Source organism: Sphaerotilus sp. FB-3 (assembly GCF_023706025.1).
Classification (GTDB): domain Bacteria; phylum Pseudomonadota; class Gammaproteobacteria; order Burkholderiales; family Burkholderiaceae_C; genus Sphaerotilus; species Sphaerotilus sulfidivorans.
This window is the reverse complement of sequence record NZ_BQWE01000046.1, coordinates 102,522-128,951: the sequence shown is the minus strand read 5'-3', so window position 1 is coordinate 128,951 and position 26,430 is coordinate 102,522. Positions and strand designations below refer to the sequence as shown.

General features: G+C 72.2%; 23 protein-coding genes and 1 other RNA gene. 16 read left to right on the top strand and 8 right to left on the bottom strand.

Annotation, left to right across the window (positions count from 1 at the left end; translation table 11 throughout):
• Positions 1-182 precede the first annotated feature (182 nt).
• On the bottom strand, positions 183-740 hold the full coding sequence (gene ssb, locus NFT33_RS16080; RefSeq protein ID WP_173804681.1) for a single-stranded DNA-binding protein: 558 nt from the start codon (positions 738-740) through the stop codon (positions 183-185).
• Between the two features lie 154 nt (positions 741-894).
• Between ssb and NFT33_RS16075 the strand changes: the two genes are divergently transcribed.
• Together NFT33_RS16075 and recQ are read left to right on the top strand one after the other, a co-directional pair.
• Positions 895-2,277: a chloride channel protein gene (locus NFT33_RS16075; RefSeq protein WP_251676849.1), complete on the top strand. Its 1,383-nt coding sequence runs from the start codon at positions 895-897 to the stop codon at positions 2,275-2,277.
• A gap of 40 nt (positions 2,278-2,317) precedes the next feature.
• Positions 2,318-4,228 (top strand): DNA helicase RecQ, encoded by a 1,911-nt coding sequence (recQ, locus tag NFT33_RS16070; protein ID WP_149502546.1) that lies wholly within the window; start codon positions 2,318-2,320, stop codon positions 4,226-4,228.
• A 21-nt stretch (positions 4,229-4,249) separates the two neighbouring features.
• On the opposite strand, the gene NFT33_RS16065 is transcribed toward recQ, so the two are convergent.
• Positions 4,250-5,515: a carboxylate--amine ligase gene (locus tag NFT33_RS16065; RefSeq protein WP_251676847.1), complete on the bottom strand. Its 1,266-nt coding sequence runs from the start codon at positions 5,513-5,515 to the stop codon at positions 4,250-4,252.
• A gap of 547 nt (positions 5,516-6,062) precedes the next feature.
• Here NFT33_RS16065 and NFT33_RS16060 point away from each other — a divergent pair.
• From NFT33_RS16060 to NFT33_RS16050, 3 genes are all read left to right on the top strand, one after another.
• Positions 6,063-6,359 (top strand): hypothetical protein, encoded by a 297-nt coding sequence (locus NFT33_RS16060; protein WP_251676845.1) that lies wholly within the window; start codon positions 6,063-6,065, stop codon positions 6,357-6,359.
• A gap of 33 nt (positions 6,360-6,392) precedes the next feature.
• Positions 6,393-8,069, top strand: a complete 1,677-nt coding sequence (locus tag NFT33_RS16055; protein ID WP_251676843.1) for a hypothetical protein — start codon at positions 6,393-6,395, stop codon at positions 8,067-8,069.
• Between the two features lie 147 nt (positions 8,070-8,216).
• Positions 8,217-9,629: a substrate-binding domain-containing protein gene (locus NFT33_RS16050; RefSeq protein ID WP_251676840.1), complete on the top strand. Its 1,413-nt coding sequence runs from the start codon at positions 8,217-8,219 to the stop codon at positions 9,627-9,629.
• On the opposite strand, the gene NFT33_RS16045 is transcribed toward NFT33_RS16050, so the two are convergent.
• From NFT33_RS16045 to fabI, 5 genes are all read right to left on the bottom strand, one after another.
• Positions 9,616-10,059, bottom strand: coding sequence for a hypothetical protein (locus tag NFT33_RS16045; RefSeq protein WP_220786021.1), 444 nt, complete (start codon positions 10,057-10,059; stop codon positions 9,616-9,618). The genes NFT33_RS16050 and NFT33_RS16045 overlap by 14 nt on opposite strands.
• A 90-nt stretch (positions 10,060-10,149) precedes the next feature.
• Entirely contained in the window at positions 10,150-11,919 is a 1,770-nt protein-coding gene (locus tag NFT33_RS16040; RefSeq protein WP_251676838.1) for a PHA/PHB synthase family protein, read from the bottom strand.
• Positions 11,920-11,937: 18 nt separating this feature from the next.
• Entirely contained in the window at positions 11,938-13,236 is a 1,299-nt protein-coding gene (locus NFT33_RS16035) for an acetate/propionate family kinase (protein ID WP_251676836.1), read from the bottom strand.
• Positions 13,233-14,654, bottom strand: coding sequence for a bifunctional enoyl-CoA hydratase/phosphate acetyltransferase (locus NFT33_RS16030; RefSeq protein ID WP_251676834.1), 1,422 nt, complete (start codon positions 14,652-14,654; stop codon positions 13,233-13,235). Before NFT33_RS16030 ends, NFT33_RS16035 begins: the two co-directional genes overlap by 4 nt.
• A 65-nt stretch (positions 14,655-14,719) precedes the next feature.
• Positions 14,720-15,538 carry an enoyl-ACP reductase FabI gene (fabI, locus tag NFT33_RS16025; protein ID WP_251676832.1) on the bottom strand — a complete coding sequence of 273 codons (819 nt, stop codon included), beginning with the start codon at positions 15,536-15,538 and terminating at the stop codon, positions 14,720-14,722.
• A gap of 221 nt (positions 15,539-15,759) precedes the next feature.
• Here fabI and NFT33_RS16020 point away from each other — a divergent pair, with 221 nt between their 5' ends.
• From NFT33_RS16020 to NFT33_RS15985, 8 genes are all read left to right on the top strand, one after another.
• Positions 15,760-16,791 (top strand): BMP family lipoprotein, encoded by a 1,032-nt coding sequence (locus NFT33_RS16020; protein ID WP_251676830.1) that lies wholly within the window; start codon positions 15,760-15,762, stop codon positions 16,789-16,791.
• Positions 16,792-16,839: 48 nt separating this feature from the next.
• Complete coding sequence (locus tag NFT33_RS16015; RefSeq protein WP_251676828.1) at positions 16,840-18,372, top strand: ABC transporter ATP-binding protein; 1,533 nt, start codon at positions 16,840-16,842, stop codon at positions 18,370-18,372.
• The gene (locus tag NFT33_RS16010) at positions 18,369-19,517 is read left to right on the top strand and encodes an ABC transporter permease (protein ID WP_251676826.1); all 1,149 of its coding nucleotides are present in this window, start codon (positions 18,369-18,371) and stop codon (positions 19,515-19,517) included. The genes NFT33_RS16015 and NFT33_RS16010 overlap by 4 nt, the downstream gene beginning before the upstream one ends.
• The gene (locus NFT33_RS16005; protein ID WP_251676824.1) at positions 19,514-20,497 is read left to right on the top strand and encodes an ABC transporter permease; all 984 of its coding nucleotides are present in this window, start codon (positions 19,514-19,516) and stop codon (positions 20,495-20,497) included. Before NFT33_RS16010 ends, NFT33_RS16005 begins: the two co-directional genes overlap by 4 nt.
• Positions 20,498-20,617: 120 nt before the next feature.
• The gene (locus tag NFT33_RS16000) at positions 20,618-21,160 is read left to right on the top strand and encodes a hypothetical protein (RefSeq protein ID WP_149502557.1); all 543 of its coding nucleotides are present in this window, start codon (positions 20,618-20,620) and stop codon (positions 21,158-21,160) included.
• A gap of 11 nt (positions 21,161-21,171) precedes the next feature.
• Entirely contained in the window at positions 21,172-21,474 is a 303-nt protein-coding gene (gene lysC, locus NFT33_RS15995) for an Rz1-like lysis system protein LysC (protein ID WP_251676822.1), read from the top strand.
• A 77-nt stretch (positions 21,475-21,551) separates the two neighbouring features.
• An RNA gene (rnpB, locus tag NFT33_RS15990) (RNase P RNA component class A) lies at positions 21,552-21,868 on the top strand.
• Between the two features lie 17 nt (positions 21,869-21,885).
• A complete protein-coding gene (locus tag NFT33_RS15985; RefSeq protein ID WP_251676820.1) occupies positions 21,886-22,797 on the top strand; it encodes a DMT family transporter in 912 nt (303 codons plus the stop codon).
• On the opposite strand, the gene NFT33_RS15980 is transcribed toward NFT33_RS15985, so the two are convergent.
• Positions 22,778-23,401 carry an RNA pyrophosphohydrolase gene (locus NFT33_RS15980; RefSeq protein WP_149502560.1) on the bottom strand — a complete coding sequence of 208 codons (624 nt, stop codon included), beginning with the start codon at positions 23,399-23,401 and terminating at the stop codon, positions 22,778-22,780. The genes NFT33_RS15985 and NFT33_RS15980 overlap by 20 nt on opposite strands.
• Before the next feature lie 143 nt (positions 23,402-23,544).
• Between NFT33_RS15980 and NFT33_RS15975 the strand changes: the two genes are divergently transcribed.
• From NFT33_RS15975 to NFT33_RS15965, 3 genes are read left to right on the top strand one after another with little or no spacing between them, the layout of a single operon-like run.
• A complete protein-coding gene (locus tag NFT33_RS15975) occupies positions 23,545-25,290 on the top strand; it encodes a proline--tRNA ligase (RefSeq protein WP_251676817.1) in 1,746 nt (581 codons plus the stop codon).
• Positions 25,287-25,958 carry a lytic transglycosylase domain-containing protein gene (locus NFT33_RS15970; RefSeq protein ID WP_220786031.1) on the top strand — a complete coding sequence of 224 codons (672 nt, stop codon included), beginning with the start codon at positions 25,287-25,289 and terminating at the stop codon, positions 25,956-25,958. Before NFT33_RS15975 ends, NFT33_RS15970 begins: the two co-directional genes overlap by 4 nt.
• A gap of 40 nt (positions 25,959-25,998) precedes the next feature.
• Positions 25,999-26,349, top strand: a complete 351-nt coding sequence (locus NFT33_RS15965; RefSeq protein ID WP_220786032.1) for a hypothetical protein — start codon at positions 25,999-26,001, stop codon at positions 26,347-26,349.
• Positions 26,350-26,430 lie beyond the last annotated feature (81 nt).

The following is a 26,430-nucleotide window of genomic DNA, read 5'->3' as shown; positions in this document are numbered from 1 at the left end:
GGGTCGATGGTCGTACCGCCCGGTCTCATTTCTCCACCGCTCGTGTCCTCAAGGCTGCTGGGCGGTCACCTTGAAAGGGATGGCCTTTAACCCTCCTTGCAGAGGGCGCCGTCATGCGCGGCCAGGGCCATTCCATTTCCTGAGCGACCTCGCCACGTCAGTGCGGCGAAGCGCCTGTTCGATCAGAACGGAATGTCGTCATCCATGTCGTCGAAGCCGGTCGACGACTTCGGCGCGGGGGCCGGGGCGGGGCGGGGGGCCGGACGCGGGGCCGGGGCGGCCTGGCGCATCGGGGCGCGCGGGGCCGGTGCCGGGGTGTAGCCGGATTCGGCGTCGTCGCCGAAGTCGCCACCGGCACTGCGGCTGCCGCCACGGCTGCCGCCGCCCGAGCCGCCTGCAGCGCCGTCCTCGCGGCCGCCCAGCAGCTGCATCTGGTCGGCGATGATCTCGGTGGTGTACTGGTCGACGCCGTCCTTCTGCCACTTGCGGGTCTTCAGGCGGCCCTCGACATAGACCGGGCGGCCCTTGCGCAGGTATTCGCCGGCGATCTCGGCCAGGCGGTCATAGAAGACGACGCGGTGCCATTCGGTCTCTTCCTGGCGCTCGCCGGAGGCCTTGTCCTTCCAGTTGCGCGAGGTGGCGATGGTGACGTTGCAGATGGCCGAGCCGCTGGGCGCGTAGCGCACTTCCGGGTCGCGGCCGAGGTTGCCGATGAGGATGACTTTGTTGACGGAGGCCATGGGCGCTCGCTCCTGGAACGGTGGGGCCGGCCGGGGCATCGGGCGGATGCGACGGCGGCCGTGGTGTGTAGAGAACTGGGGGACAATTGTGCCGCACCGCCCGTCTTCCGCGCCGCCCGGCGCCGTCCCCCTCTCTGGTGATGACCCGCGTCTGATGTCCCTGCCTCCCGACCGTTCCCTGCGTGCATTGATCGAGCCGCTGCTGCGCGAGATGCGCTCCGGTCGCCAGTGGATCGACCGCAGCGTGGTGCTGGTGTTCGCGCTGCTGACCGGGCTGGTGGTGACCGCCTTCACCGCGCTGGCCGATCTGGCCACCGGCACCTGGGTGGCGCTGCAGGGGTCGGGCTGGACCGGCGCGCTGCTGGCGCTGCTGTGGTCGCCGGTGCTGACGGTCGCGGTGCTGATGTGGACCCGCCGCTTCGCCCGCGAGGCCGGCGGCTCCGGCATTCCGCAGGTGCTCGCCGCGCTGCATGACGACACCCCGCCCGAGCGTGTCTCGGCGCTGGTCTCGCCCCGGCTGGCGCTGCAGAAGCTGCTGCTGACCTGCGCCGGGCTGCTCGGCGGCCTGTCGATCGGCCGCGAGGGTCCGACGGTGCAGGTCGGCGCCGGCGTGATGCTGGGCGCGCGGCGCTGGCTGTCGCCCGGCAGCGGCATCGACGCGCACGACCTGATGGTGGCCGGCGCCGCCGCCGGGGTGGCCGCGGCCTTCAACACGCCGCTGGGCGGCATCGTCTTCGCGATCGAGCAGCTCACCCGCCGGCGCGACCTGCGCCACAGCAATCTGACGATCGCCGCGATCGTGCTGGCCGGCCTGGTGTCGATCTCGGTCTTCGGCAACGAGAGCTATTTCGGCGCGCTGGTGGTGCCGGTGCTGGACTGGAGCCTGCTGGCGCCCGGCCTGGCGGTGGCGCTGGCCGCCGGACTGGCCGGCGGGCTGTTCTCGCGGCTGCTGGTGCTGTGCGCGCAGGGCGGCAGCGACCGCGTCAGCCGGTGGCGCGCCGCGCATCCGCTGCGCTTTGCCGCCGCCTGCGGGCTGGCGGTCGGCCTGATCGGCCTGGTGACGTCGGGCGCGACCGCCGGCGCCGGCTACCACCCGACGCGCGCGCTGCTCGAGCACGGCGATGACGGGCTGCCGCCGCTCTACACGCTGCTGAAGTTCGTCGCCACCTGGCTGTCGGCCTGGAGCGGCGTGCCGGCGGGCACCTTCGCGCCCTCGCTGGCGATCGGCGCCGGGCTCGGGCAGGACATCGCGCGGCTGGCCGGTCTGGCCGGACGGCCGGAATCGGTCGCGCTGGTGGCGCTGGGCATGGTCGGCTTCCTGTCGGCCACCACCCAGGGGCCGATCACCGCCTTCATCATCGTCATGGAGATGGTCTCCGGCCAGGCGATGGTGCTGAGCCTGATGGCCTGCGCGCTGCTGTCGGGCGCGGTGGCGCGGCTGGTGAGTCCGTCGATGTACACCGAGATGGCGGTGCTGTGGGGCATGCCGCGGCCGGCGGCGGGCGTGGCGGCAGGCGCGTCTCCCCATTCGGGGTGAGCGGATGCGCACGCCGGCCTCGCGTACCATCGGCCCGATCATGAACGCGTCCGACCCGAACCCGCCGTCCCCCACCGTCGCCGCCGCGCGGCGCGTGCTTGCCGAGGTGTTCGGCTATCCCGCCTTCCGCGGCCAGCAGCAGGACATCGTCGAGCAGGTGATCGACGGCGGCGACGCGCTGGTGCTGATGCCCACCGGCGGCGGCAAGAGTCTGTGCTACCAGATCCCGGCGATCGTGCGCCATGGCGCCGGCCAGGGCGTCACCGTGGTGGTCAGCCCGCTGATCGCGCTGATGCAGGACCAGGTCGGCGCGCTCGACGAGGTCGGCGTGCCGGCGGCCTTCCTGAACTCCTCGCTGGGCGCGCAGGAGGCCTCGGCGGTCGAGCGCGACCTGCTGGCCGGGCGGCTGACGCTGCTCTACGTCGCGCCGGAGCGGCTGCTGACGCCGCGCTTCCTGGCGATGATGGAGTCGCTGCACGAGCGCGGCCTGCTGGGCCTGTTCGCGATCGACGAGGCGCACTGCGTCAGCCAGTGGGGCCACGACTTCCGCGAGGAATACCTCGGCCTGAGCGCGCTGCACGAGCGCTTCCCCTCGGTGCCGCGCATCGCGCTGACCGCCACCGCCGACGACCACACCCGCGCCGACATCGTCGAGCGGCTGCAGCTGCAGGCGGCGCGCCTGTTCGTCAGCAGCTTCGACCGGCCCAACATCCGCTACACCATCGTCGAGCGCGACAACGCGCGCACCCAGCTGCTGCGCTTCATCCGCGACGAGCACGAGGGCGACGCCGGGGTCATCTACTGCGGCAGCCGGAAGAAGGTGGAGGAGACGGCGGCCTGGCTGCAGGGCGAGGGTGTGCCGGCGCTGCCCTATCACGCCGGGCTGGACGCCGGCACCCGAAAGCACCATCAGGACCGCTTCCTGCGCGAAGAAGGACTGGTGATGGTGGCCACCATCGCCTTCGGCATGGGCATCGACAAGCCGGACGTGCGCTTCGTCGCCCACCTCGACCTGCCCAAGAACATCGAGGGCTACTACCAGGAGACCGGCCGCGCCGGCCGCGACGGCCAGCCCGCCGATGCCTGGATGACCTACGGCCTGGCCGACGTGGTGCACCAGCGCCGCATGATCGACGACAGCCCGGCCGCCGACGAGTTCAAGCGAGTGCAGCGCGGCAAGCTCGACGCGCTGCTGGCGCTGGCCGAGGCGCATGACTGCCGCCGCGTGCGCCTGCTGGCCTACTTCGGCGAGGCCAGCGGCCCGTGCGGCAACTGCGACAACTGCCTGCATCCGCCTTCGACCTGGGACAGCACCGACGCCGCGCGCAAGGCGCTGAGCTGCATCTACCGCTTCGCCCAGCACGGCCGCGAGACCCAGGGGCCGCGCAGCTTCGGCGCGGTGCATCTGATCGACGTTCTGCGAGGCAAGCCGACCGACAAGGTCGGCCAGTACGGCCACGCCGGCCTGAGCACCTTCGGCATCGGCGCGGACCTGTCGGAGGCGCAGTGGCGCGCGGTGCTGCGCCAGCTCGTCGCGCTGGGCCATGTGGTGGCCGAGGGCGAGTACGGCACGCTGGCGCTGACCGACTCGGCGCGCGCGGTGCTGCGCGGCGAGGTGCGGCTGCAGATGCGGGTGCCGGCCGAGCCGGTGCGCGGGCGCGCGAAGCGCGGCCGTGCGGGCGCCGATGCCGCGGGCAGGGGCGCGCGCTCCGCACCGGCCGATCTGGTCGGGCAGCAGCTCGAGCGCTTCGAGGCGCTGCGTGCCTGGCGCTCCGGCGTTGCGCGCGAGCACAACATTCCGGCCTATCTGGTCTTCAACGACGCCACGCTGATCGAGATGGCGCGCCGCCAGCCCGGCACGCTCGACGAGCTGGGCCAGGTCAGCGGCGTGGGCGGCCGCAAGCTGGCGGCCTATGGCGATGCGCTGCTCGAGGTACTGGGCGCCTCCTGAGGGCGCGGGCGCACTGGCGCTTCAGCGCCCCTTGAAGGCCGGATCCTCGGCTTCCTCGAAGATCGTCTGCATCGATGGGCGTGATGCGGCCGGGCGTGCCGGCCGGGCACGCCGGACCAGCTTCTGCGCGAACCAGTCGCGCGTCAGGTGCAGCGCCGGGCCCAGATCGTCCATCGGCGCGAGCTGGCGCACCGTGCCGGGACGCAGCAGCGTGCCCAGGTAGCGCGACCAGCTCAGCTCGCCCTCGCGCACATACTGGCGCGCGGCGCGGAAGTCGCATTTCTCGTTGAGATAGCGCAGGCCGGTGCGGCGTTTCGAGGGCGCGGCGGCCGGCAGGCCGCAGGCATCGCGCCAGGCCATCTCGGGCAGGTTCATGCCGCAGCGCGTCGTCAGGATGTGCCACTGGCTCAGCCGCGGATTGATCTCCAGCAGCTTGTACTCCCCGGTGAGTTCGTGGCGCTTGAAGTCGAGATTGGCCACGCCGCGATAGCCGATGCGGGTCAGCACCTCGGCGGCGAGCGTCTCCAGCTCGGGCAGGCGCAGGTTCTCGCAGTAGGAGCCGCTGCCGACATGCGGCGGATCGTGGCGCAGCTTGCGCCCGCAGCTGCTGGCACGCACCGCACCGTCCGGGCCGATGTAGACATCGACGGTGAAATGCTCGCTGTCGCCGCCCGGCACATAGTCCTGCGCGATGATGTGGAAGCCATGCGGCGCCAGCATCCGCGCGATCTCGCGCAGCCGCTCCGGCGTCTCGACCACCACCGCCTTGGCGCGTGCCACCGCCGGCTCCACGCCCGGGTGCTGCCAGGCCACCGGCTGCGCCGGCTTGACGATCAGCGGGAAGTCGATCGCGCCGGCGATGATGTCCTCGATCTGCGCCATGCGCTCGATCCGCAGGGTGCGCGGCACCGGCAGATCCTGCTGCCGTGCCAGCTCGTCGAAGCGCGCCTTGTCCACCAGCTGCGCCACCAGGTCGGGCGCAGCCAGTGCCGGCCGGATGCGTTCGCCCAGACCGGGCAGAACCTCCAGCAGCGCCTGCAGATCCGGATCCGCGGTCGGGAAGACCACTGGCGCCGCGCCGTGCTCGGCTTCGATCTCGCGCAGCGCACTCGCCAGGCGCTTCGGATGGCGGGTGAAGTCCGGCACATGCCGGAACTCCGTGCAGTGGCGCGAATGGCGTGAAGGCGGCTGTGCGTATTCGCCGATCACGATCACCTTGATGCCGCGCTCGCCCAGCGAGCGCACCGCGTTCAGATCGCCTTCAGGGGCGCCGGCACAGGCCAGCACGACGGCAGGCGCCTGCCGAGCGGGCAGGACAGGCCGGGAAGAGCGATCGAGGCGATGAAGCATGATGTGGGCGCACCCGCGCGGGTGCCCTTTGTTGTCGGTTTGTGAGCGGCAGGATCAGGTGAAAAAATAGTCCAAGAACGCAGCGGTCCAGCTTCGGTTACGTAATCGATCCGTTCTCAATCATTTCCGCCTGTTATTTTTGCGGTTTGATTGTTGATCTATTAGGCACACCGGTTCGAGGGGGTTCCTGGGGCTTGGTTTTTGTGCTTGATCGCGGATCGTTCTGCTGGGCGTCGGGACGATTTCGGGCGTGATCGACAAGGTCGATCCGAGCAGGGACGGCTCAGGATGGGGTCGATGATCCGTGAAATTCTTTACGATTTTCTCATCTTGCTCTAGTACCGTCAGGTAGTCAAATCGCCAGGAGGTGCCGTGTCGTACCGCCTGTGCAGGTGGGGCGACAGCGCTGGTGAGTTGCTGTCATGAACATGACACATCGTGACAGGAGAGTCGTGTGCCATGCGACAAGTCCTCCTTGGTACCGGTGTGTTCGCCCGGCAGATCCTGCAGGCGCTCGAGCGGCGCCACCAGGTGGCGCCGGCGCGCGCGCCAGCCCGGGCTGCAGGTCGAGCTGCATCTCGACCGGATCGCCGGTGCTGACCGGCTGCCGCTGGCAGGCGGCCTGGTCTGCTGGGTGCCTGCGGCCGGTCAGGCCGATGCGCAGGCGATGGCCGCCTGGCTGCTGCAGCGTCTGGCGCTGCAGGCCGACTCTGCCGACCTGGCCGATTCGACGGATGCTGTCGATCCTGTGGAGCCGGCCGCTGGCCGGCTGCGCAGCTAGGCGCTGAGCGAGTGCCGCGCCGATCTTTCCGCGGTGCGCGCGCATTTGTCCGAGGTGCTGCTGGGGCAGCTGCTGCGGCTGCTGCGCCAGGGTCTGCCGGGCGATGCGGCGCCGGCCGCCGCGGTGCTGGCCGATCTGCCGGTGCTGCCGGATGAGCGCGGCCTGACGCTGGGCGCAGCCCAGTCCGGCGCGATGTGGCAGCGGCTGGCGCTCCACTACCAGGGGCTGGTGCAGCAGTGCGAGCCGGCCCGGCAGGCGGCGGAGCTGCGCCGCCTGTTCGCGCTGGGCGTGCACGAGGGCTTCGACGGCCGCGGCGTCGAGCCCGCGATGCGGGCCGACGAGGCGCTGCTGCAGCAGCGTGCCGAGGGCTGGTGCGATGAGGTCGAGGCCCGGCTCTGGCAGGACTGGCGCAGCGGGCGCCTCTCGCTCGAGGGCGTGCGGGCGCAGGCGCAGCAGGTGCGGCAGCACCTGCTGCAGGCGGGCGAGGCGGCGACCCGGCAGCTGCGCCAGGACGAGGCTCTGGCCGACCGGCTGCAGGCCGCGCTGGACGAGCCGCCAGCGCCGGCCGGCGGCCTGCCGCGCTGGTTCGGGGGCGCACGTGTGCCGGATCTGTCGGCCTGGAGCCATGCGCTGCAGGCCTGGGCGCAGGCCCGCACCACCGCCGCCCGCTCGCGGCGCGAACTCCGTCAGGTCGAGCGGCTGCAGACGGCATGGCAGCGCGGTCAGGAGGCGGTCGAGGCGGCCGATCTGGCGCTGGCCAGCCTCGCGGCCGAGGCCCGAGCGGTGGCGCAGGCCCTGCTGATCGACCCTGCCACCGGGCCGCAGCGCCTGGACCGGCCCGAGCTGGTGCAGGCGCTGGCGCGCACCTGGGTCGGCAGCAGCGGACCGGAGCAGCGTCAGATGCTGGGCCGGCTGCGCGCCGATCTTTTCCTGCGCCTGGGCGAGACGGCCCGCTTCGAGACGCTGGCACACCAGATCGGCGAGGACGGCGGCTGCGAGGCCCTGCGCCAGGCCTGCGACCGCGCGGTGGCCGCACCGGTGGTGGCGTCGGTCGCGCAGTCGGGTATGCAGTGGCTGCAGCGGCGCTGGGCGGACGACGCCCTGCGCGGCCAGGATCTGGCGCGGCTGCAGCCCCGGCTGGCGGCGCCGGTGGCGGTGCAGCAGCGTGCGCTGGCCGCACCGCTGCGCGACCGGATCGATCCGGCGGCGGCGCTGTTGCCGGCGCTCGGGCCGCGTGCGGCCGCGCTGGTCTGGCTGGTGCTGTCGGTTCCGCTGGCCGAGCTGCCCGAGCCGGTGCCGGTGCTGCCGCCGGACCTGTCGCCCGAGATGCCGCCTGAACCGCCGCCCGAGCCGCAGCCCGACCCCGTGCCGCCCTGGGCCGCGCGGCTGCTGCTGGCCGAGGCGCTGGATCTGCTGCGCGACGGGGGCGCGCAGGGCTGGCTGCGTGCCGAGCTTGACGACTTCGGCCTGGAGCTGGCGCTGCATCCGCTGGGCGCCGACTGGCCGGCGGTGCTGGCGCGTCTGCAAGACGACGCCGACGAGCGTCGGCGGCTGCTGGACGACGCGCTGCAGCCGCTGCTGGGGGCCGTGCCGGCCTCGGCGCGGCTGCGCGAGGTGATCGCGCGCCGTGTCGCCGTGCTCGGTCCGGCGTGGTCCGCCCCGGGGGCGGCCGCTCTCGAACTTCTCCGACAGGATGGGATGAATCCATGACTTCGACTGCGCCCCTGACGACGCCCCTGACGACGCCCCCGGCGATGCCGCCTGACCGAGGTGTCTGCACCAATCTGCCCGAGGCCTGCGGACTGGCCGCCCGCCGCCAGCCGCAGCCGCTGACCGACGGCGCTGGCCCTGCTGCTGGTGCTGGCCGCGCTGGTCGGCTGGCTGCTGCAGCGCGGCGCGAGCAGCCGTGCGGCGCCGGCCGAGCCCTCGCCGCCCTTGGCCGCGGCCGGGGCGTCGGCACCGCTGCTGCGCCTGCACGGCTCCAACACGGTCGGCGCCGCGCTGGCACCGGCGCTGGTCAAGGCCTTCCTGGCCCGCGAGGGCTACACCGAGCAGTCCGCCACCCCGACCGCGCCGGAGGAGCTGCGCATCGAGGCACGCCGTCCGTCCGATGGCGCGCGGCTGGCGGTCGCGCTGGCCTCGCATGGCACCTCGACCGCCTTTTCCTCGCTGGCGGCGGGACAGGCCGAGCTGGGCATGGCCTCGCGGCCGATCCAGGCGCAGGAGCGCGAGGCCACGAAGGCGCTCGGCGATCTGTCGGCCGAGGGCAGCGAGTACATCGTCGCGCTCGATGGCGTGGCGGTGATCGTGCACCCGAGCAATCCGCTCAAGCAGCTGACGCTGGCGCAGCTGCGCGACCTGTTCACCGGCCGCACCGGCGACTGGTCGGCGCTGGGCGCGCCGGCCGGTGCGGTGCGCCTGCATGCCCGCGACGAGAAGTCCGGCACCTGGGACACCTTCCGCGCGCTGGTGCTGGACAAGCAGGCGCTGGCCGCCGGCACCACCCGGCATGAGGACAGCCGCGCGCTGGCCGCGGCGGTGGCGGCCGATCCGATGGCGATCGGCTTTGTCGGCCTGCCCTATGCCGAGGCGGCCAAGACGCTGGCGCTGGCCGACGGTCAGGGGGCGGCGCTGCGCCCGAGCCGCTTCACCGTGGCCACCGAGGACTATGCGCTGGCGCGTCGGCTGTATTTCTATGTCGCCCGCGATGCGCAGCCGCTGGCGCGCCGGCTGGCCGACTTCGCGGTGTCGGACGAGGGCCAGAAGGTGGCGCAGACGGTCGGCTTCATCGGCCAGGCGCCCGAGGCCGACCCCGGCACCGCGGTGGCGCCCACCGATGTGCCGGCCGAATACCGCCGCCTGACCACCGGCGCGCAGCGGCTGGCGGTCAACCTGCGCTTCCGGCCCGGCTCCGATCAGCTCGACAACAAGGCGCTGCGCGATGTCGGACGCATCACCCGGCTGCTCGAGCGCGATGGCGCTGGCTCGCGCCAGCTGATGCTGCTGGGCTTCTCCGACGACCGCGGCGACCGCTGCGCCAACATCGGCCTGTCGCAGCAGCGGGCCCGCGCGGTGGCGGCGGATCTGTCGACCTACGGCGTGCGCCCGGCGGTGGTGCAGGGCTATGGTCCGGCCGCGGCGGTGGCCTCGAACGACACCGAGGCCGGGCGCGAGCGCAACCGCCGCGTCGAGGTCTGGCTGCTGGACAAGCCGCCGGCCACGCCGGTGCAGCCCTTCGCCTGCGGCCAGGCCGCGCTCAGTACACGCTGATGCCGCTCCAGCCGCTCAGTCCGGACTGGCCCGCATCGTCCCAGGCGCGGGCGCGCAGGCTCAGCACGCTGCCGCCGGTGCCGTAGGGCAGCGAGATGTCGAGCACCCAGGGCGGACGGCGCACGCTGCCGAGGTGCTGCACCGCCCCACCCGGGTAGACCATCTCGAAGTCGACCTGGGTGACCGCGTAGTCGTCCCAGGGCGAGGCGCTCAGCCGCACGGTGGTGCCGCCGGCGCCGCTGGCGGTGCTCATGCTCATCGAGACGGTGGGCGGTGCGTCGTGGCTGCCTGCATCGATGCCGATGCCCACCCCGACCGATACCCCGCCGCCGCAGCCCGACAGGCCGAGCGTGCCGGCCGAGAGCGCGGCCAGCAGCACGAGACGCGCGGCGCGCAGGAAGGACGTGCGGGAAGGGCGGACGGTGTTCATGGCGCGCTCAACGGCATGCCGACCCGCGGCGTTGACCGCGGCCGGCCGGCCCTTCCCCCGGCCTTCATCTGCGCTTCATCTTCAGGACGCTCAGTCCGGGTAGCGCACCATCACATACTCGCCCGGCGCGGGCATCAGCGCCGCCTCGGGCGCGATCTCGCGCGCCGGCACCTGGCGGCCGCTGCCGTGCGCCAGCAGCCAGTCGTGCCAGGCGGTCCACCACGAGCCCTCATGGCGCGGTGCGGCGCGCTGCCAGTCGTCCGGGCTCATCCACGGATCCTCGGCGCCGCAGGCCAGCAGCGCGTAGTGGCGCTTGGGGTGGCCGGGCTCGCTGACGATGCCGGCGTTGTGGCCGCCGCTGGTCAGCACGAAGGTGAGCGCGGTCTCGGTCAGGCGCAGCACCTTGTAGACCGAGCGCCACGGCGAGACGTGGTCCTTCTCGGTGCCCACGACGAACAGCGGCTGGCGGATGTCCGACAGCGACACCGGCCGGCCCTCGACCGGATAGCGGTCCTCGGCCAGGTCGTTGTGCAGGTAGCAGCGCCTGAGGTACTCGCCGTGCATGCGCGCGGGCATGCGGGTGACGTCGGCGTTCCAGGCCATCAGGTCGCTGGGCTGGCTGCGCTGGCCGAGCAGGTATTCCTGCATCCGCTTCGACCAGACCAGATCGCGCGAGTGCAGGAACTGGAAGGAGCCGGCCATCTGCCGCCCGCTCAGGAAGCCGCGCTCGGCCATCACCGCCTCGAGCAGCTGCACCTGCGCCTCGTCGATCAGCACGCCCAGCTCGCCGGGCTCGCTGAAGTCGGTCTCGGCCGCCAGCAGCGACACCGAGGCCAGCGGCGCCAGGCGCTCGGCGCCCTCGACCTGACCGGGGCGCGCCAGCGCGGCCGCGGCGATCGACAGCAGCGTGCCGCCCAGGCAGTAGCCGCAGGCGTGCACCGGCTCGCCCGGCACCAGCTCGGCGATGCGCGCCAGGCTGTCGAAGACGCCCAGGCGCAGGTAGTCGTCCATGCCGAGGTCGGCGTCGCCGGCGTCGGGGTTCTTCCAGCTCAGGATGAAGACGGTGTGGCCCTGCCCGGTCAGCCAGCGCACCATCGAGTTGTGCGGGCTGAGGTCGAGGATGTAGTACTTCATGATCCACGACGGCACGATCAGCACCGGCTCGGCCTGCACGGTGGCGGTCGTGGGCGCGTACTGGATCAGCTCGACCAGGCGGTTGCGCATCACCACCGCGCCGGGCGTGGTCGCCACCTCGATGCCGGGGCGGAACTCGCGCTCGGGCGGCTGCAGCGGCTCCAGGCCGTGGTCGCGGCGCCAGTCGTCGAGCGCGTGCTGCGCGCCCTGGACGAGGTTGGCGCCGGCGGTCTCGCGGGTGCGGCGCAGCACCTCGGGGTTGAAGGGCAGGTTGCTCGGGCTGAGCAGGTCCAGCCACTGGTGCGCGAAGGTGCGCACCACCTCGGCGTGGTGGCGGGTCAGGCCCTCCAGGCGCATCGCCTCGTCCCACCAGCGCTCGCTGCGCTTGTAGGCATGGGCCAGGCCGCTCCAGGGCCAGGCGCGCCAGTCCTCGCTGGCGAAGCGCGGGTCGCGCCGCACCGTCTCGTCGTCGCTGCACAGGCCGCTGGCGCAGTGGCCGGCCCATTCCACCGCGCCGGCCTGGGCCAGCGCGGCCAGCCGCAGCGCCTGGCCGGGCTGGCTGGCCAGATGCTGGGCCCAGTCCTGCCAGGCCAGCGACAGCGAGATCGGCGACAGGCCGGAGGTCAGCGGCGCCGAGCGCGCCATCAGCACCCGGTCCAGCGCGGCGGCGGCGGTGGCCGGATCGGGGGAAGGACTCGGGGCAGGACTCGGGGAAGCGGCGTGCACGGTGGATCTCCGTCGTGATCAGGGGGTGAGCGATGCGCGGGACATGGGCGAGTCGGGTGCCGGTGGCGCCGGGTCGTGCGCCGCATCCAGCAGCGCCCAGGCCGCCTGCGCGGCGACCCGGCCCTCGTCGGTCGGCACCACCCAGACCTCGACCGCGCTGTCGGCGGCGTGAATGGCGCGGACCGTGTCGCCGGTGGCGGCGGCGTTGGCCTGCGGGTCGATCGTGACGCCCAGGAAATGCAGCGCCTCGGCCATCGCCGCGCGGGTGGCGGCGTCGTGCTCGCCGATGCCGCCGGTGCACACCAGCACGTCCAGGCCGCCGAGCACCGCCGCCAGCGCGCCGCTCTCGCGGCGCAGCCGGTGCACGAACAGGTCGATGGCGCGGCCGGCCGTCTCGCTGCCGGCGGCCGCGGCGCGGCGCAGCAGCCGCATGTCCGAGCCCAGGCCCGACACGCCCAGCAGGCCGCTGTCCTTGTAGAGCAGCTTCTCGACCTGGGCCTCGGTCCAGCCCTGGCGCCACAGGTGCAGCACCACGCCGGGGTCGAGCGCGCCGCTGCGGCTGCCCATCATCAGGCCGTCGAGCGCCGAGAAGCCCATGGTCGTGGCGGCGCTGCGCCCGCCGATCGCGCCGCACAGGCTCGCGCCGCTGCCCAGGTGCGCCATCAAGACCCGGCCGCCGGCACGCGCGCTGAAGGCCGGCAGCACCTGCATCAGATACTGATAGGACAGGCCGTGAAAGCCGTAGCGGCGTATGCCCTCGTCATGCAGCGCCTGCGGCAGCGCGAAGCGGGTTTCCAGCTCCGGCAGGCTGGCGTGAAAGGCGGTGTCGAAGCAGCCGACCTGCGGCAGCGCCGGAAAGGCCTCGCGCAGCGCGGCCACGCCGGCAAGGTTGTGCGGCTGGTGCAGCGGCGCCAGCGGCGCCAGCCCGGCGAGCCGCTGCAGCGCCGCATCATCCAGCACGACCGGCGCGACGAACTGCCCGCCGCCATGCACGATGCGGTGCGCCACCGCGACGAGCTGCGCCTGCGGCGCCCGCTCGGCCACATGCTGCTGCAGCGCCTGCAGCGCCACCGCGAAGCGTGCATGCTCGTCGGCGGGCGAGGGCAGCTCGATCGGCACCTCGCCGCTCGGGCACAGCCGCAGCGTGCCGCCGGGCTGCAGCCCGTCGAGCTGGCCGCTGGCGAAGGACGGATGCGCGGCGAACTCCGCCGCCGAGTCGCCGCTGCGCGGGTAGAGCGCGAACTTCAGGGTCGAGGAGCCGGCGTTGACGACCAGGACGGCCGCCTCCGTCGGGGCCGCAGCGACGGCGGCGCTCACGGCCGCCGCTCCCGCCAGGCCAGCGCCAGGCGCGCGGCCAGCGCCGCCGAGGCCAGCCGCGAGGCCTCGCCGTCGGCGCGGCTGGTCAGCGCGATCGGCACCCGCGCGCCCAGCACGATGCCGCAGCCGGCCGCGCCCGCCAGATACTCGAGCTGCTTGGCCAGCATGTTGCCGGACTCCAGGTCCGGCACCAGCAGGATGTCGGCATCGCCGGCCACCTCCGAGCGGATGCCCTTGATGCGCGCCGCCTCGGCCGAGATCGCGTTGTCGAAGGCCAGCGGGCCGTCGAGCAGGCCGCCGGCGATCTGGCCGCGGTCGGCCATCTTGCACAGCGCCGCGGCGTCCAGCGTCGAGACCATCTTCGGGTTGACCGTCTCGACCGCCGACAGGATCGCGACCTTCGGCCGCTCCACGCCCAGCACCCGCGCCAGATCGATCGCGCTGGCGACGATGTCGGCCTTGTCCTCCAGCGTCGGCGCGATGTTGATCGCCGCGTCGGTGATCAGGATCGGCTTCGGATAGGTCGGAATGTCGAAGCGGAAGACGTGCGAGATGCGCCGCTTGGTGCGCAGCGCCGGCGTGGCGATCACCGCGTGCATCAGCTCGTCGGTGTGCAGGCTGCCCTTCATCAGCACCTCGACCTGGCCGGAGGCGGCCAGCTCGGCGGCGCGGGCGGCGGCGGCGTGGCTGTGCTCGACCGCCTCGATGCGCGCGTTGCCCAGATCCAGCCCGGCCTGCTCGGCCAGCGCGCGGATCTTCGCCTCCGGGCCGATCAGCCACGGCACGATCAGGCCGCGCCGCGCCGCCGCCAGCGCGCCCGCCAGCGAGGTGGCGTCGCAGGGATGCACCACGCCGCACTGCACCGGCGGCTGCCCGGCCAGGTCGGCCGCCCAGCCGTCGACCCAGCGCGCCAGCCGGGCAGCAGGGTCGAACAGGTGCATCTGCGGCAGCGCCGCGCGTGCCCGGCTGACCTTCTGCATCGGCGCGCGCACCAGCGCCTCGCCGCTGACGACGGTGGCGCCGGTCTGGTTGGTCACCACGCAGTCCAGCGTCAGGCGGTGGCGCTCGGTGTCGCGCGCGGTGACGATGACCTCGGCGGTCAGCGTGTCGCCGGCGCGCACCGGCAGGTGAAAGCGCAGCGTCTGGCCCTCGTAGATCGTGCCGGGGCCGGGAAACTCGGTGCCCAGCAGCGAGGAGATCATCGCGCCGGCCCACATGCCATGCGCGATCGTGCCGTGGAAGCGCGAGGCGTTGGCGTACTCGGGGTCGACGTGGGCCGGGTTGACATCGCCCGAGACCAGCGCGAAGGCGACGATGTCGTCCTGCGTCAGCGTGCGGCTGATGCGGGCCCGCGCGCCCACGGGCAGCTCGTCGAAGGTCAGGTTGGTGATCGGTTCGGAAGACGGGATCGGGTTCATGGCGGTCTCAGTGCATCAGGTCGTCAGGGCATCGAGGCGTCGGGGCGTCGGCCAGGGAGGCGGGCTCAGCGCACCACATGGAAGCCGGCGTCGACGAAGAGCGTCTGGCCGCTCATGCCGCGTCCGCCCGGTCCGGCCAGGAAGGCCGCCAGCGCGCCGACCTCCTCGAGCGTGACCAGCCGGCGCAGCGGCGACTCGGCGCGGGCGGTGGCCATCAGCGCGTCGAAGTCCTGCAGGCCGGAGGCCGCGCGGGTGGGCATCGGCCCCGGCGAGATCGCATGCACCCGCACGCCCTGCGGACCCAGCTCGGCGGCCAGGTAGCGCACCAGCGATTCCAGCGCCGCCTTGACCGGCCCCATCAGGCCGTAGTGCGGAATGGCCTCGTCGGCGCCGAGGTAGCTCATCGTCATCAGCGCAGCGTCGTCCGACAGGTGCGGCTCGCAGGCCCGGGCCAGCGCGGCGAAGGAGTGGCACGACACCGTCATCGCCCGCGCGAAGCCGGCGGCCGAGCTGTCGATGACGCGCCCGCGCAGCTCGGCCAGCGGCGCCCAGGCGATCGAGTGGATGACGAAGTCGAGGCCGCCCAGATGATCGACCGCGGCCTGCACCAGCCGCTCCAGATCGCCCTCGGTCTCGACATTGCAATCGAAGAGCGGTGCCTGGACCGCATCGGCCAGCGGCTGCACGAAGGGGCGCGCCTTCTCGTTCAGGCACGACAGCACCAGCGAGGCGCCCTGCGCGCGCGCCACCTGCGCGCAGCCCCAGGCGATGCTGTGCTCGTTGGCCACGCCCAGGATCAGGCCGCGGCGGCCCGCCAGCGGCAGGGGCGACGCCGACGGTGCGGTCGGCAGGGGGGCGGAGTCAGGCGTGGAAGAGGGGTTCATGCGCGTCCTCGGGGGTTCTGTGGCTGCCGTCATGCAGGATGCCAGCAGCCTAACCGAAAAAGATGTCAGCTTGATGCTGCAGTGCAGCACCGTTGATGCATGTCAATTCCGGCGGCTCCGGCGGAGCCTGCGGCCTTGTCTCTCCGGCAAGCCCCGGGGGGACGATCGGGTACGGCTATTGCAGAATCCGTCACGCCAGTCACCCTGCGCGAGGAGACGCCATGCCTGCAGACCCCTTTTCGTTCCGCCTGAATCCTGTCTTTCTGGCCACGGCCGCCGCCCTGGCCGGAGCGCTGCTGCTGGCGGCGCCGGCCGCCCGGGCCCAGGCCCAGCCGGCGGTCGTCTACGACGCCGGCGGCAAGTTCGACAAGTCCTTCAACGAGGCCGCCTACAACGGCATGGAGCGCTTCAGGAAGGAGACCGGCGGCAGCTACCTCGAGTTCGAGATCGCCAACGACACCCAGCGCGAGCAGGCCTTCCGCCGCATGGCGCAGAAGGGTGCCAACCCGATCATCGCCATCGGCTTCACCCAGGCCTCGGCGCTGGAGAAGGTGGCCAAGGAATTCCCGCAGCTCAAGTTCGCCATCGTCGACATGGTGGTGAACCTGCCCAACGTGCAGTCGGTGGTCTTCAAGGAGCAGGAGGGCGCCTTCCTGGCCGGCATGGCTGCGGCGATGGCCAGCACGTCGGGCAAGGTCGGCTTCGTCGGGGGCATGGACGTGCCGCTGATCCGCCGCTTCCAGTGCGGCTACGAGCAGGGCGCGAAGTACGCCAACCCGAAGGTCGAGACGCTGGCCAACATGACCGGCACCACGCCGGCGGCCTGGAGCGACCCGACCCGTGGCGGCGAGCTGGCGCGCAACCAGTTCTCGCGCGGCGTCGACGTGATCTTCGCGGCCGCCGGCGGCACCGGCGTGGGCGTCTACCAGGCGGCCAAGGACCAGGGCCGGCTGGCCATCGGCGTCGACAGCAACCAGAACCACCTGCACCCGGGCACGATGCTGACCTCGATGGTCAAGCGCGTCGACGTGGCGGTCTTCAACATCGCCCGATCGGTCAAGGACAATCGCTGGCAGTCGGGCGTGCAGGTGCTGGGCCTGAAGGAGAACGGCGTGGCGCTGGCGATGGACGAGCACAACGCGAAGCTGGTGACGCCGGAGATGAAGAAGAAGCTCGATGCGGCGCAGGCCGACATCGTCGCCGGCCGCATCAAGGTCGCCGACTACATGGCGGACAACGCCTGCCGCTACTGAGCATCGCGCCTTGAGCACCGGGCAGTCCATGGCCAGCGCCTGCGCCGCATGATCGCGCTGCGCGGCATCCACAAGCGCTTCGGCAGCGTGCACGCCAGCCGCGGGGTCACGCTGGAGGTGGCGCCCGGCTCGATCCACGGCCTGATCGGCGAGAACGGCGCCGGCAAGTCGACGCTGATGGGCATTCTCTACGGCCTGCACCCGCCCGACGAGGGCACCATCGAGGTGGACGGCCATGCCCTGAAACCGGGCAGCGCCCGCGATGCGATCGCCGCCGGCATCGGCATGGTGCATCAGCATTTCATGCTGGTGGACCGCTTCACCGTGCTGGAGAACATCGTGCTCGGCGCCGAGCAGGGCTTCGTGCTGGCGCCCGGCCTGGCGGCGGCGCGGCGCGAGGTGCTGCGGCTGGCGGCGGAGTTCGGGCTGGAGGTCGACCCGGACGCGGTGGCCGGCGAGCTGCCGGTGGGCGTGCTGCAGCGCGTCGAGATCCTGAAGGCGCTGTACCGCGGCGCCAGGGTGCTGATCCTCGACGAGCCGACCGGGGTGCTGACGCCGCAGGAGGCCGACCAGCTGATGCGCATGCTGCGCCAGCTGAAGCGCCGCGGCACCACGGTGCTGCTGATCACGCACAAGCTGCGCGAGGTGCTGGCGGTGACCGACCGGGTCACGGTGATGCGTGCCGGCGAGGTGGTCGCCACCCGCGAGACGTCCGCCACCACCGAGGCCGAGCTGGCCGAGCTGATGGTCGGGCGCAAGGTGCGGCTCGGCCGCGAGGGGCCGCCGGCGCAGCCCGGTGCGGTGGTGCTGAGCGCGCGGGGCCTGGGCTGGCGCGATGCGCAGGGCGTGGCGCGGCTCTCTGGCATCGACCTGGACCTGCGCCAGGGCGAGATCGTCGGCGTGGCAGGCGTCTCGGGCAACGGCCAGAGCGAGCTGCTGGAGCTGCTCGCCGGGCTGCGGCCGCTGCAGTCGGGCGAGATCCGTCTGGCGGCCGACGGCGAGCGCCCTGCGGGCGTCTGGCCGCTGGATCCGCACCGGCTGCGCCAGCTCGGCGTGGCGCATGTGCCGGAGGACCGCCACCGCCTGGGCCTGGTGCTGGATTTCGAGGCCTGGGAGTCGGCCGCGCTCGGCTACACCGACGACGCGGCGATCGCCCGCGGGCCGGCGCTGCTGGGCCTGCTCGACCACCGGGCGATGCGCGCACAGTGCGCCGGGATGATGGCCGACTTCGATGTGCGCCCGCCCGACCCGGCCTGGCGCTCGGCGAAGTTCTCCGGCGGCAACCAGCAGAAGCTGGTCATCGCGCGCGAGCTGCGCCGCGCGCCGCGCCTGCTGCTGATCGGCCAGCCCACGCGCGGCGTCGACATCGGTGCGATCGAGACCATTCACCGCGCGCTGCGCCGGCTGCGCGATGCCGGCTGCGCGGTGCTGCTGGTGTCGACCGAACTCGACGAGATCCTGGCGCTGGCCGACCGCATCGTCGTGATGTCGCAGGGCCGCATCACCGGCGAGATGGCGCGTGACGCCGCCGACGAGGTGACGATCGGCCGCTGCATGGGCCAGGGAGGGATCGCGGCATGAGCGGATCGACCGCAGCCGCCGGGGCGCCGCTGCCGCGCTGGATCGACTTCGGCGTGCTGCCGCTGCTCAACGTGCTGCTGGCGCTGGCGGTGGCGGGCGCGCTGGTGGCGCTGCTCGGCCACAGCCCGGCGCAGGCGATGCGGCTGCTGGTCGAGGGCGCCTTCGGCTCCGGGCTGGCCTGGGGCTACACGCTGCACTACACCACCAACTTCATCTTCACCGGTCTGGCGGTGGCGCTGGCCGCGCATGCCGGGCTGTTCAACATCGGCGCGGAGGGCCAGGCCTCGATCGGCGGGCTGCTGGCCTGCGTCGTCGCGCTGGCGCTGGACCGCTGGCTGCCGGGCTGGGCGGTGCTGCTGCTGGCCATGCCGGCGGCGGCCGTGGGCGGCGCGGCCTGGGCGGCGGTGCCGGCCTGGCTGCAGGCGCGCCGCGGCAGCCACATCGTCATCACGACGATCATGTTCAACTTTCTGGCCTCGGCGCTGCTGGTCTGGCTGCTGGTGAACGTGCTGGCGGTGCCGGGCAATCCGTCGGTGGAGAGCCGGGCGCTGGCCGAGGGCGTCGGCCTGCCGACGGCGCAGGCGCTGCTGGCCGCGCTGGGCGTGAACGCGCCGGCCACGCCGCTGAACGCGGCGCTCGGGCTGGCGCTGCTGTGCGCGGCCGGGCTGTGGGTGCTGCTGTGGCACACCCGGCTGGGCCACGCGCTGCGCACGCTCGGCCACGCGCCGGGCGCGGCGCACTATGCCGGGCTGTCGTCGGTGCGGCTGACGCTGATCGCGCTGATGGGCTCGGGCGCACTGGCCGGCGGCGTCGGCATCAACGAGGTGCTGGGCGTGCACCACCGGCTGCTGCTGGACTTCGTCGCCGGTGCGGGCTTCACCGGCATCGCGGTGGCGCTGATGGGGCGCAACCACCCGGCCGGCATCGTGCTGGCGGCGCTGCTGTTCGGCGCGCTGGTGCAGGGCGGCTCCGAGCTGGCCTTCGAGATCCCGACCTTCTCGCGCGACATGGTGACCGCGGTGCAGGGCCTGGTGGTGCTGTTCTGCGGCGCGCTGGCGCTGATGCTGCGGCCGCTGGTGGCACGCCTGTGGGCGCTGTGGACGCGGCGGGCGCGGCGGGTCGCCCCGGCCGGGGAGGGCGCATGAGCGAGCTGCAGGAGCTGGCGACCGTCGTCGCCTCGGTGCTGGGCGCGACGCTGCGCATCAGCGTGCCGCTGGTGCTGTGCGCGCTGGCCGGGGTGCTGAGCGAGCGCGCCGGCGTCATCGACATCGGCCTGGAGGGCAAGCTGCTGGCGGCGGCCTTCGCCGCGGCGGTGGCCGGCGCCTTCGGCTGGCCGGCCGGGGCGGCGCTGCTGGCGGCGGTCGCGGCCGGCATGGCGCTGTCGGCGGTGCACGGGCTGGCCTGCATCCGCTTCCGCGGCGACCAGATCGTCTCCGGCGTGGCGATCAACATCCTGGCGCTCGGGCTGACCGCGGTCATCGGCCTGCACCTGTTCCAGCGCGGCGGGCGCACGCCCGATGTGCCGCCTGAAGGGCGCTTCGGCGTGCTGTTCGACGAGGCGGCGCGTGCGGTGCAGGACTGGCCGCTGATCGGACCGCTGCTGGCCGAGGCGCTTCTGCGCCACACGCTGCTGACCTGGCTGGCCTTCGCGCTGGTGCCGGCGGTGTGGTGGCTGCTCTACCGCACCCGCTTCGGGCTGCGGCTGCGTGCGGTCGGCGAGAATCCGGCGATGGTGGATGCCGCCGGCATCTCGGTGGCCGGGCTGCGCTGGCGCGCGGTGCTGCTGGCCGGCGTGCTGTGCGGCATCGGCGGCGCCTTCCTGACGCTGGCGCAGAACGCCAGCTTCATGCCCGGCATGAGCGCCGGCCGCGGCTTCATGGCGCTGGCGGCGATGGTGTTCGGCCACTGGCATCCGGTGCGCGCGCTGTGGGCCTGTCTGCTGTTCGGCCTGCTCGATGCGGTGGCGATCCGGCTGCAGGGCACGGTCCTGCCGGGTCTGGGCGCGGTGCCGGTCGAGCTGATCCAGGCGCTGCCCTATCTGTTCACCGTGGTGCTGCTGGCGGGCTTCTTCGGCCGCGCGCAGGCGCCGGCCGCACTCGGACAGTCGTTCACGAAGGAGCGCTGAGCGGCGCGGCCTCTCACGAATCGTCACCGCTGCGGTTCCGGGTCTTGCCTACCATGCGCACCCGTCGGCCGGGATGACAATCCGACCTGAAATGCAAAATCATTATTCTGGAGTCCATCGATGTCCGACAAGCTGCGTCTGATCGCGACGACCGCGGCCCTGCTGGTGTCCGGCTGGATCGGCCATGGCATCGGCTCCTCCGACCGGCAGGCCGCCGAGCACCGTGCCGCCCGGCTCGAGACCCAGATGCGTGACAGCGAGGCCCGCCACCGCCAGGCGCAGATCGCGCTGGCCGAGGAGCTGCGCTCGCGCGAGGCCGCCTTCGAAGTGCGCCTGCGCGAGCTGCAGGTGTCCTTCGACGAGCAGAAGGTCGAGATGATCGAGGCGCTCGACGACAGCCAGGCCCAGCTGGCCGATCTGGCCCAGCGTCGCCGCGACACCGATGCCGAGCTGCTGCGGGTGCGCAAGGCGCTGGCGGCGGCTGGCGGCGGCGGCTCCGGCCGCCTGCGCGACGAGCTGCGCGAGCGCGAGCTGCAGCTGGTGCTGCTGCAGGGCCAGCTGCGCCAGAACGCGGCCGGCATGAGCTGCCTGTCGGCGCCGGTGCCGCCGGAGGCGCTGCGCACGCTCAACCGCGTGGCCGGCAACGGCAGCCGGGCGCGCTGATGAGAGCCGCCATGCTGTCGCCTGCTTCGGCTCTCGTGCTGCTGGCCGCGCTGGGCCTGGGCGGCTGCGCCTCGAGTCCGTCGGTGCCGCCTGCGCCGGTCGCGCCGAAGTGCGTGCTGCCGACCGGCGTCGACAGCGCCTGCCCGACGCCGCAGCCGCTCAAGGCCGGCCTGACCTACCGCGAGCTGCTCGAGGCCCATCTGGCCGATCGCCAGCAGCTGCAGCGCTGCGCGGCGCAGCATGAGGAACTGCGCCGTGTGATCGCGGCCTGCCAGGCACGGGTCGACGCGCTGTCCCGCACGCGGCGCGACTGAGCGCCACGAGGCGGCCGGTGCGCCTGTGTCCGGCCTCGCCCGCCCTTGTCTTGCGCTTGTGGGACAATCCCGGCCGTGGAGTCAGCCAGACCGCCGCTGGTGCAAGGATCGAAAGGTCGCACTGGAGGAAGGTCCGGACTGCACAGGGCAGCGCAGGAGGTAACACCTCTCCACCGCGAGGTGAGGATCAGAGCAACAGAGACGAGCCGGTTCGGTCCGGGTGAAACGGGCAATCTCTGCGCGCAGCAACACCAAATAGGCCAGCTATGACGCGGCCCGCTGAGCTGGCGGGTAGGTGGCATCGAGCCGTTCCGGTGACGGGCGGCCCAGAGGAATGGCGGTCACGGCGGGGCAACCCGCCGCACAGAATCCGGCCTATCGGCTGACTCCACACTTTTCTGTCGTTTGCCCATGCCCGCACGCTCCCATCTCGATCTTGTCGCCGTCCTGAGCCTGCTGCTGTGCTGCATGCTGTGGGGCCTCAACCAGGTCTCGATCAAGCTGGCGCTGCCGGAGGTGCCGGCGCTGGTGCAGGTCTCGATCCGCAGCATCGTCGCCTTCGTGCTGCTGCTGGGCTGGATGCGCTGGCGCGGCCTGCGCTGGCACTGGCTCGGCCCGAGCCTGCTGCCGGGGCTGCTGGCCGGTTTCCTGTTCGCCACCGAGTTCGCGCTGGCCTTCGTCGGCCTGCAGCACACCACCGCCGCGCGCGGCGTGGTCTTCATCAATACCTCGCCCTTTGTCGTCGCGCTGGTGCTGGCGGCGCTGCACCGGGGCGAGCGGCTGATGCCGCTGCAGTCCGTCGGGCTGCTGATCGCCTTTGCTGCGCTGGCGGCGGCTTTCGGGGAGGGTTTTTCGCTCACCGCCGCCGGCACCACCTGGCGTGGCGACCTGATGATCCTGGTGGCCGCGGTGCTGTGGGGGCTGACCACGGTGACGATCCGGCTGTCGGTGCTGCGCAGCGCGCCGTCCGAGGTCACGCTGGCCTGGCAGCTCGGGGTGGCGGCGCTGCTGTCGCCGCTGGCCGCCCTGGTCCATGGCGATGCCTGGCTGCAGTCCTGGAGCCTGTTGGCGATCGGCTCGATGGTCTATCAGGGCGTGATCGTGACCTTCGCCAGCTATCTGCTGTGGTTCTGGCTGCTGACCCGCTATCCCGCGACCCAGGTCCAGGCCTTCGTGCTGCTCACGCCGGTGTTCGGCACGCTCAGCGCCGGGCTGCTGCTCGACGAGCCGATCACGCCAGCCCTGCTGCTGGCGCTGGTCGGCATCTGCCTGGGGCTGGTGCTGCTGAACCGGCGCCCGCCGGTCAGGACGTCCCCAGCTTGAACTCGAGCGGCGGCAGATCGCTCATCGCGGTGTCGCCCTGCAGCTGGGCCGTGCTGGCGCGGGGCTCGGCGCCGTCCTCGCGGCGCATCGAGCGCATGCCGTGGCGCAGATAGCGGTTGTGATGGTTCGGGCGCGCCGGGATGAAGCGCGCCAGCTCGGTCAGCGCCATCTGGTAGACATTGCGCTTGAACTCGATCACCACATCCAGCGGCACCCAGTAGTCGTGCCAGCGCCAGGCGTCGAACTCCGGATGCGTGGACGCGCGCAGGTTCATGTCGGTGTCCCGACCCATCAGCTGCAGCAGGAACCAGATCTGCTTCTGTCCCTTGTAGTGGCCGCGTGCGTCGCGGCGGATGTAGTGCTCGGGCACCTCGTAGCGCAGCCAGTCTCGTGTGCGCGCGATGATGCGCACATGTTCAGGATGCAGCCCCACTTCCTCGTGGAGCTCTCGGAACATCGCCTGCTCCGGCGTCTCGCCATGCTTGATGCCGCCCTGCGGGAATTGCCAGGAGTGGGTGCGAATGCGCTTGCCCCAGAACACCTGGTTCCGCTGGTTGAGCAGGATGATGCCGACGTTGGGCCGGAAGCCTTCTCGGTCGAGCATAATCAGACCCCAATTTTCACGTTGAACCCATTATTGCACCGGGTCCGATTGGCGCAAGCCCGCGGATCACCCGAGCAGGGACAAGGGCTCCCGTCGCCTGTCCAGAGGTTCCACTCAGTACCCGTCCGCGTACCGACCACCCCATGAAAGCCTCCCAGTTCTTCATCGCCACCCTGAAGGAAGCGCCCGCCGATGCCGAGGTGATCAGCCACAAGCTGATGATGCGAGCCGGCATGATCAAGCGCCTGGGCGCCGGCATCTACAACTACATGCCGATGGGGCTGCGGGTGATCCGCAAGGTCGAGGGCATCATCCGCGAGGAGATGAACCGCGCCGGCGCCGTCGAGCTGCTGATGCCGGTGGTGCAGCCGGCCGAGCTGTGGCAGGAGACCGGCCGCTTCGACAAGATGGGCCCGGAGCTGATGCGGGTGAAGGACCGCCATGAGCGCGACTTCATCATCCAGCCGACCTCGGAGGAGGTGGTGACCGACATCGCGCGCCAGGAGCTGCGCAGCTACAAGCAGCTGCCGAAGAACTTCTATCACATCCAGACCAAGTTCCGCGACGAGCGCCGGCCGCGCTTCGGCATCATGCGCGGACGCGAGTTCACGATGAAGGACGCGTACTCCTTCGACCGCAGCCCCGAGGCGGCGGCGAAGAGCTACGAGACGATGTTCGCCGCCTACAAGCGCATCTTCGACCGCTTCGGCCTGACCTACCGCGCGGTCGCGGCCGACACCGGCGCGATCGGCGGCGACCTCAGCCATGAGTTCCAGGTCATCGCCCAGACCGGCGAGGACGCGATCATCTACTGCCCGACCAGCGACTACGCCGCCAACATCGAGCTGGCCGAGGCCGTGGCCCCGGCCACGCCGCGCGCCGCGCCGACCGCCGAGCTGACGAAGACGCTGACGCCGGGCAAGAGCACCTGCGCGGATGTGGCCGCCTTCCTGGGCCTGCCGCTGACGAAGTCGCTCAAGAGCCTGGTGCTGGCCACCGACCGGCTCGACGAGCAGGGCAATCCGGCCGGCTCGACCGTCTGGCTGCTGCTGCTGCGCGGCGACCACGAGATGAACGAGGTCAAGGTCGGCAAGGTCGAGGGCCTGAAGGCGGGCTTCCGCTTCGCCACGCTGGCCGAGATCGACGAGCACTTCGGCTGCAAGCCCGGCTACCTGGGCCCGGTCGGTCTGAAGAAGCCGGTGAAGATCATCGCCGACCGCACGGTGGCCGCGATGAGCGACTTCTGCTGCGGCGCCAACGAGGCCGACTATCACCTGACCGGCGTGAACTGGGGCCGCGACCTGCCCGAGCCCGATCTGGTGGCCGACCTGCGCAATGTCGTCGAGGGCGATCCGTCGCCGGACGGCCAGGGCGTGCTGGCGATCGAGCGCGGCATCGAGGTCGGCCATGTCTTCTACCTCGGCACCAAGTACTCGAAGGCGATGAACGCGACCTTCCTGGACGAGACCGGCAAGCCGGCGCTGATGGAGATGGGCTGCTACGGCATCGGCGTGACCCGCATCCTGGGCGCGGCGATCGAGCAGGGCCATGACGCGCGCGGCATCATCTGGCCGGACGCGATCGCGCCGTTCACCGTGGCGATCTGCCCGATCGGCTACGACCGCTCGGCCGAGGTCAAGGCCGCCGCCGACGCGCTGCACGACGAGCTGCTGGCCGCCGGCATCGACGTGATGCTCGACGACCGCGGCGAGCGTCCGGGTGCGATGTTCGCCGACTGGGAGCTGATCGGCGTGCCGCACCGCGTGGTGCTGTCCGACCGCGGCCTGAAGGAAGGCCAGGTCGAGTACCAGGGCCGCCGCGACGAGGCCGCGACCAAGGTGCCGGCTGCCGAGGTCGCCGCCTTCGTGAAGGGCCGTCTGAAGGCATGAGCTGCCGCCGCCGCGCCTGGCTGATCGGTGCCGGACCGGCGCTGGCCGGGCTGGGCATCAGCCCGGCCGCGCAGGCCGGTGGCCAGCTCGAGGAGCCGCTGGCCGATTCGGTGCGCACCGCGCTGGCGGCAGCGGTGGCCGGCAACGGCGCGCCGCCCCGGCTCGAGTTCGTCTCGACCGAGGCGCGGCTGGCGCATCTGCGCTGGCTTGGCGCGATGAGCGATCGGCTGGCGCGGCGCAAGCCCGACTTCAACGTGCGCAGGGAATTCCTTGAGACGGTCTGGTACGAGAGCCGGCGCGCCGGCCTCGACACCGCGCTGGTGCTCGGGCTGATCGAGGTGGAGAGCGGATTCCGCAAGTACGCGATCTCGGTGGTCGGTGCGCGCAGCTACATGCAGGTCATGCCCTTCTGGGCGCGCACCATCGGCGACGGCGATGCCTCGCGGCTTTTCCACATGCAGACCAATCTGCGCTTTGGCTGCGTGATCCTGCGCCACTATCTCGACCGCGAGCGGGGCGATCTCTTCATGGCGCTGGGGCGCTACAACGGCAGCCGCGGCAAGGCGCCGTATCCGAACATGGTGATGGCCGCCCGCCGTCGCTGGGAACATCCGGACGCGGTGACCGCTTCTCCGGTGCTGGCCGCAGCCCCGACGCCGACACGGTGAGCGCGGCTCCGCTACACTGGGTGCCATGTTCCGTCGGTTGATGTCCCTGTTCGCTGTGCTGATGCTGCTGTGCGCCGGCCTGCTTGGCGGGGCACAGGCTGCAGTCGCGACCGTCACGCTGGTCGCCCAGGCCGATGCCGACTGCCGTGCCGAAGCCGACCGGTCGCTGCTGGCCGACGAGGGCACACCGCCGGCCGCGCTGCCGGATCGCACCGATCCGGCCCAGGAGTCCGACCCGGTTGCCGAACTGGCCGATGTTCCGCCGCTGCCAGGGCTGCTGCCGCAGCCGCATTGCCGCGGACTGCAGCGGGCGCTGCACCCGGCCGAGGGCCGACCCCAGGCTTCGCCCTATCTCGACGGGCCCTTGCGTCCACCCCGCCTGAGCGCCTGAGCCGCGATCCGTCGGCGCGCCGCACGCCCGACGCCGATCGCCGTGACCGCCCGGGGTCCGTCATCCTTCCGGGTCGCCTCT

Bases quoted from the DNA above. Each gene is read 5' to 3' on its own strand.
- ssb (WP_173804681.1), bottom strand. From the start codon at position 740: ATGGCCTCCGTCAACAAAGTCATCCTCATCGGCAACCTCGGCCGCGAC.
- NFT33_RS16075 (WP_251676849.1), top strand. From the start codon at position 895: ATGTCCCTGCCTCCCGACCGTTCCCTGCGTGCATTGATCGAGCCGCTG.
- recQ (WP_149502546.1), top strand. From the start codon at position 2,318: ATGAACGCGTCCGACCCGAACCCGCCGTCCCCCACCGTCGCCGCCGCG.
- NFT33_RS16045 (WP_220786021.1), bottom strand. From the start codon at position 10,059: ATGAACACCGTCCGCCCTTCCCGCACGTCCTTCCTGCGCGCCGCGCGT.
- NFT33_RS16030 (WP_251676834.1), bottom strand. From the start codon at position 14,654: ATGAACCCGATCCCGTCTTCCGAACCGATCACCAACCTGACCTTCGAC.
- fabI (WP_251676832.1), bottom strand. From the start codon at position 15,538: ATGAACCCCTCTTCCACGCCTGACTCCGCCCCCCTGCCGACCGCACCG.
- NFT33_RS16020 (WP_251676830.1), top strand. From the start codon at position 15,760: ATGCCTGCAGACCCCTTTTCGTTCCGCCTGAATCCTGTCTTTCTGGCC.
- NFT33_RS16015 (WP_251676828.1), top strand. From the start codon at position 16,840: ATGATCGCGCTGCGCGGCATCCACAAGCGCTTCGGCAGCGTGCACGCC.
- NFT33_RS16010 (WP_251676826.1), top strand. From the start codon at position 18,369: ATGAGCGGATCGACCGCAGCCGCCGGGGCGCCGCTGCCGCGCTGGATC.
- NFT33_RS16005 (WP_251676824.1), top strand. From the start codon at position 19,514: ATGAGCGAGCTGCAGGAGCTGGCGACCGTCGTCGCCTCGGTGCTGGGC.
- NFT33_RS16000 (WP_149502557.1), top strand. From the start codon at position 20,618: ATGTCCGACAAGCTGCGTCTGATCGCGACGACCGCGGCCCTGCTGGTG.
- lysC (WP_251676822.1), top strand. From the start codon at position 21,172: ATGCTGTCGCCTGCTTCGGCTCTCGTGCTGCTGGCCGCGCTGGGCCTG.
- NFT33_RS15985 (WP_251676820.1), top strand. From the start codon at position 21,886: ATGCCCGCACGCTCCCATCTCGATCTTGTCGCCGTCCTGAGCCTGCTG.
- NFT33_RS15980 (WP_149502560.1), bottom strand. From the start codon at position 23,401: ATGCTCGACCGAGAAGGCTTCCGGCCCAACGTCGGCATCATCCTGCTC.
- NFT33_RS15975 (WP_251676817.1), top strand. From the start codon at position 23,545: ATGAAAGCCTCCCAGTTCTTCATCGCCACCCTGAAGGAAGCGCCCGCC.
- NFT33_RS15970 (WP_220786031.1), top strand. From the start codon at position 25,287: ATGAGCTGCCGCCGCCGCGCCTGGCTGATCGGTGCCGGACCGGCGCTG.
- NFT33_RS15965 (WP_220786032.1), top strand. From the start codon at position 25,999: ATGTCCCTGTTCGCTGTGCTGATGCTGCTGTGCGCCGGCCTGCTTGGC.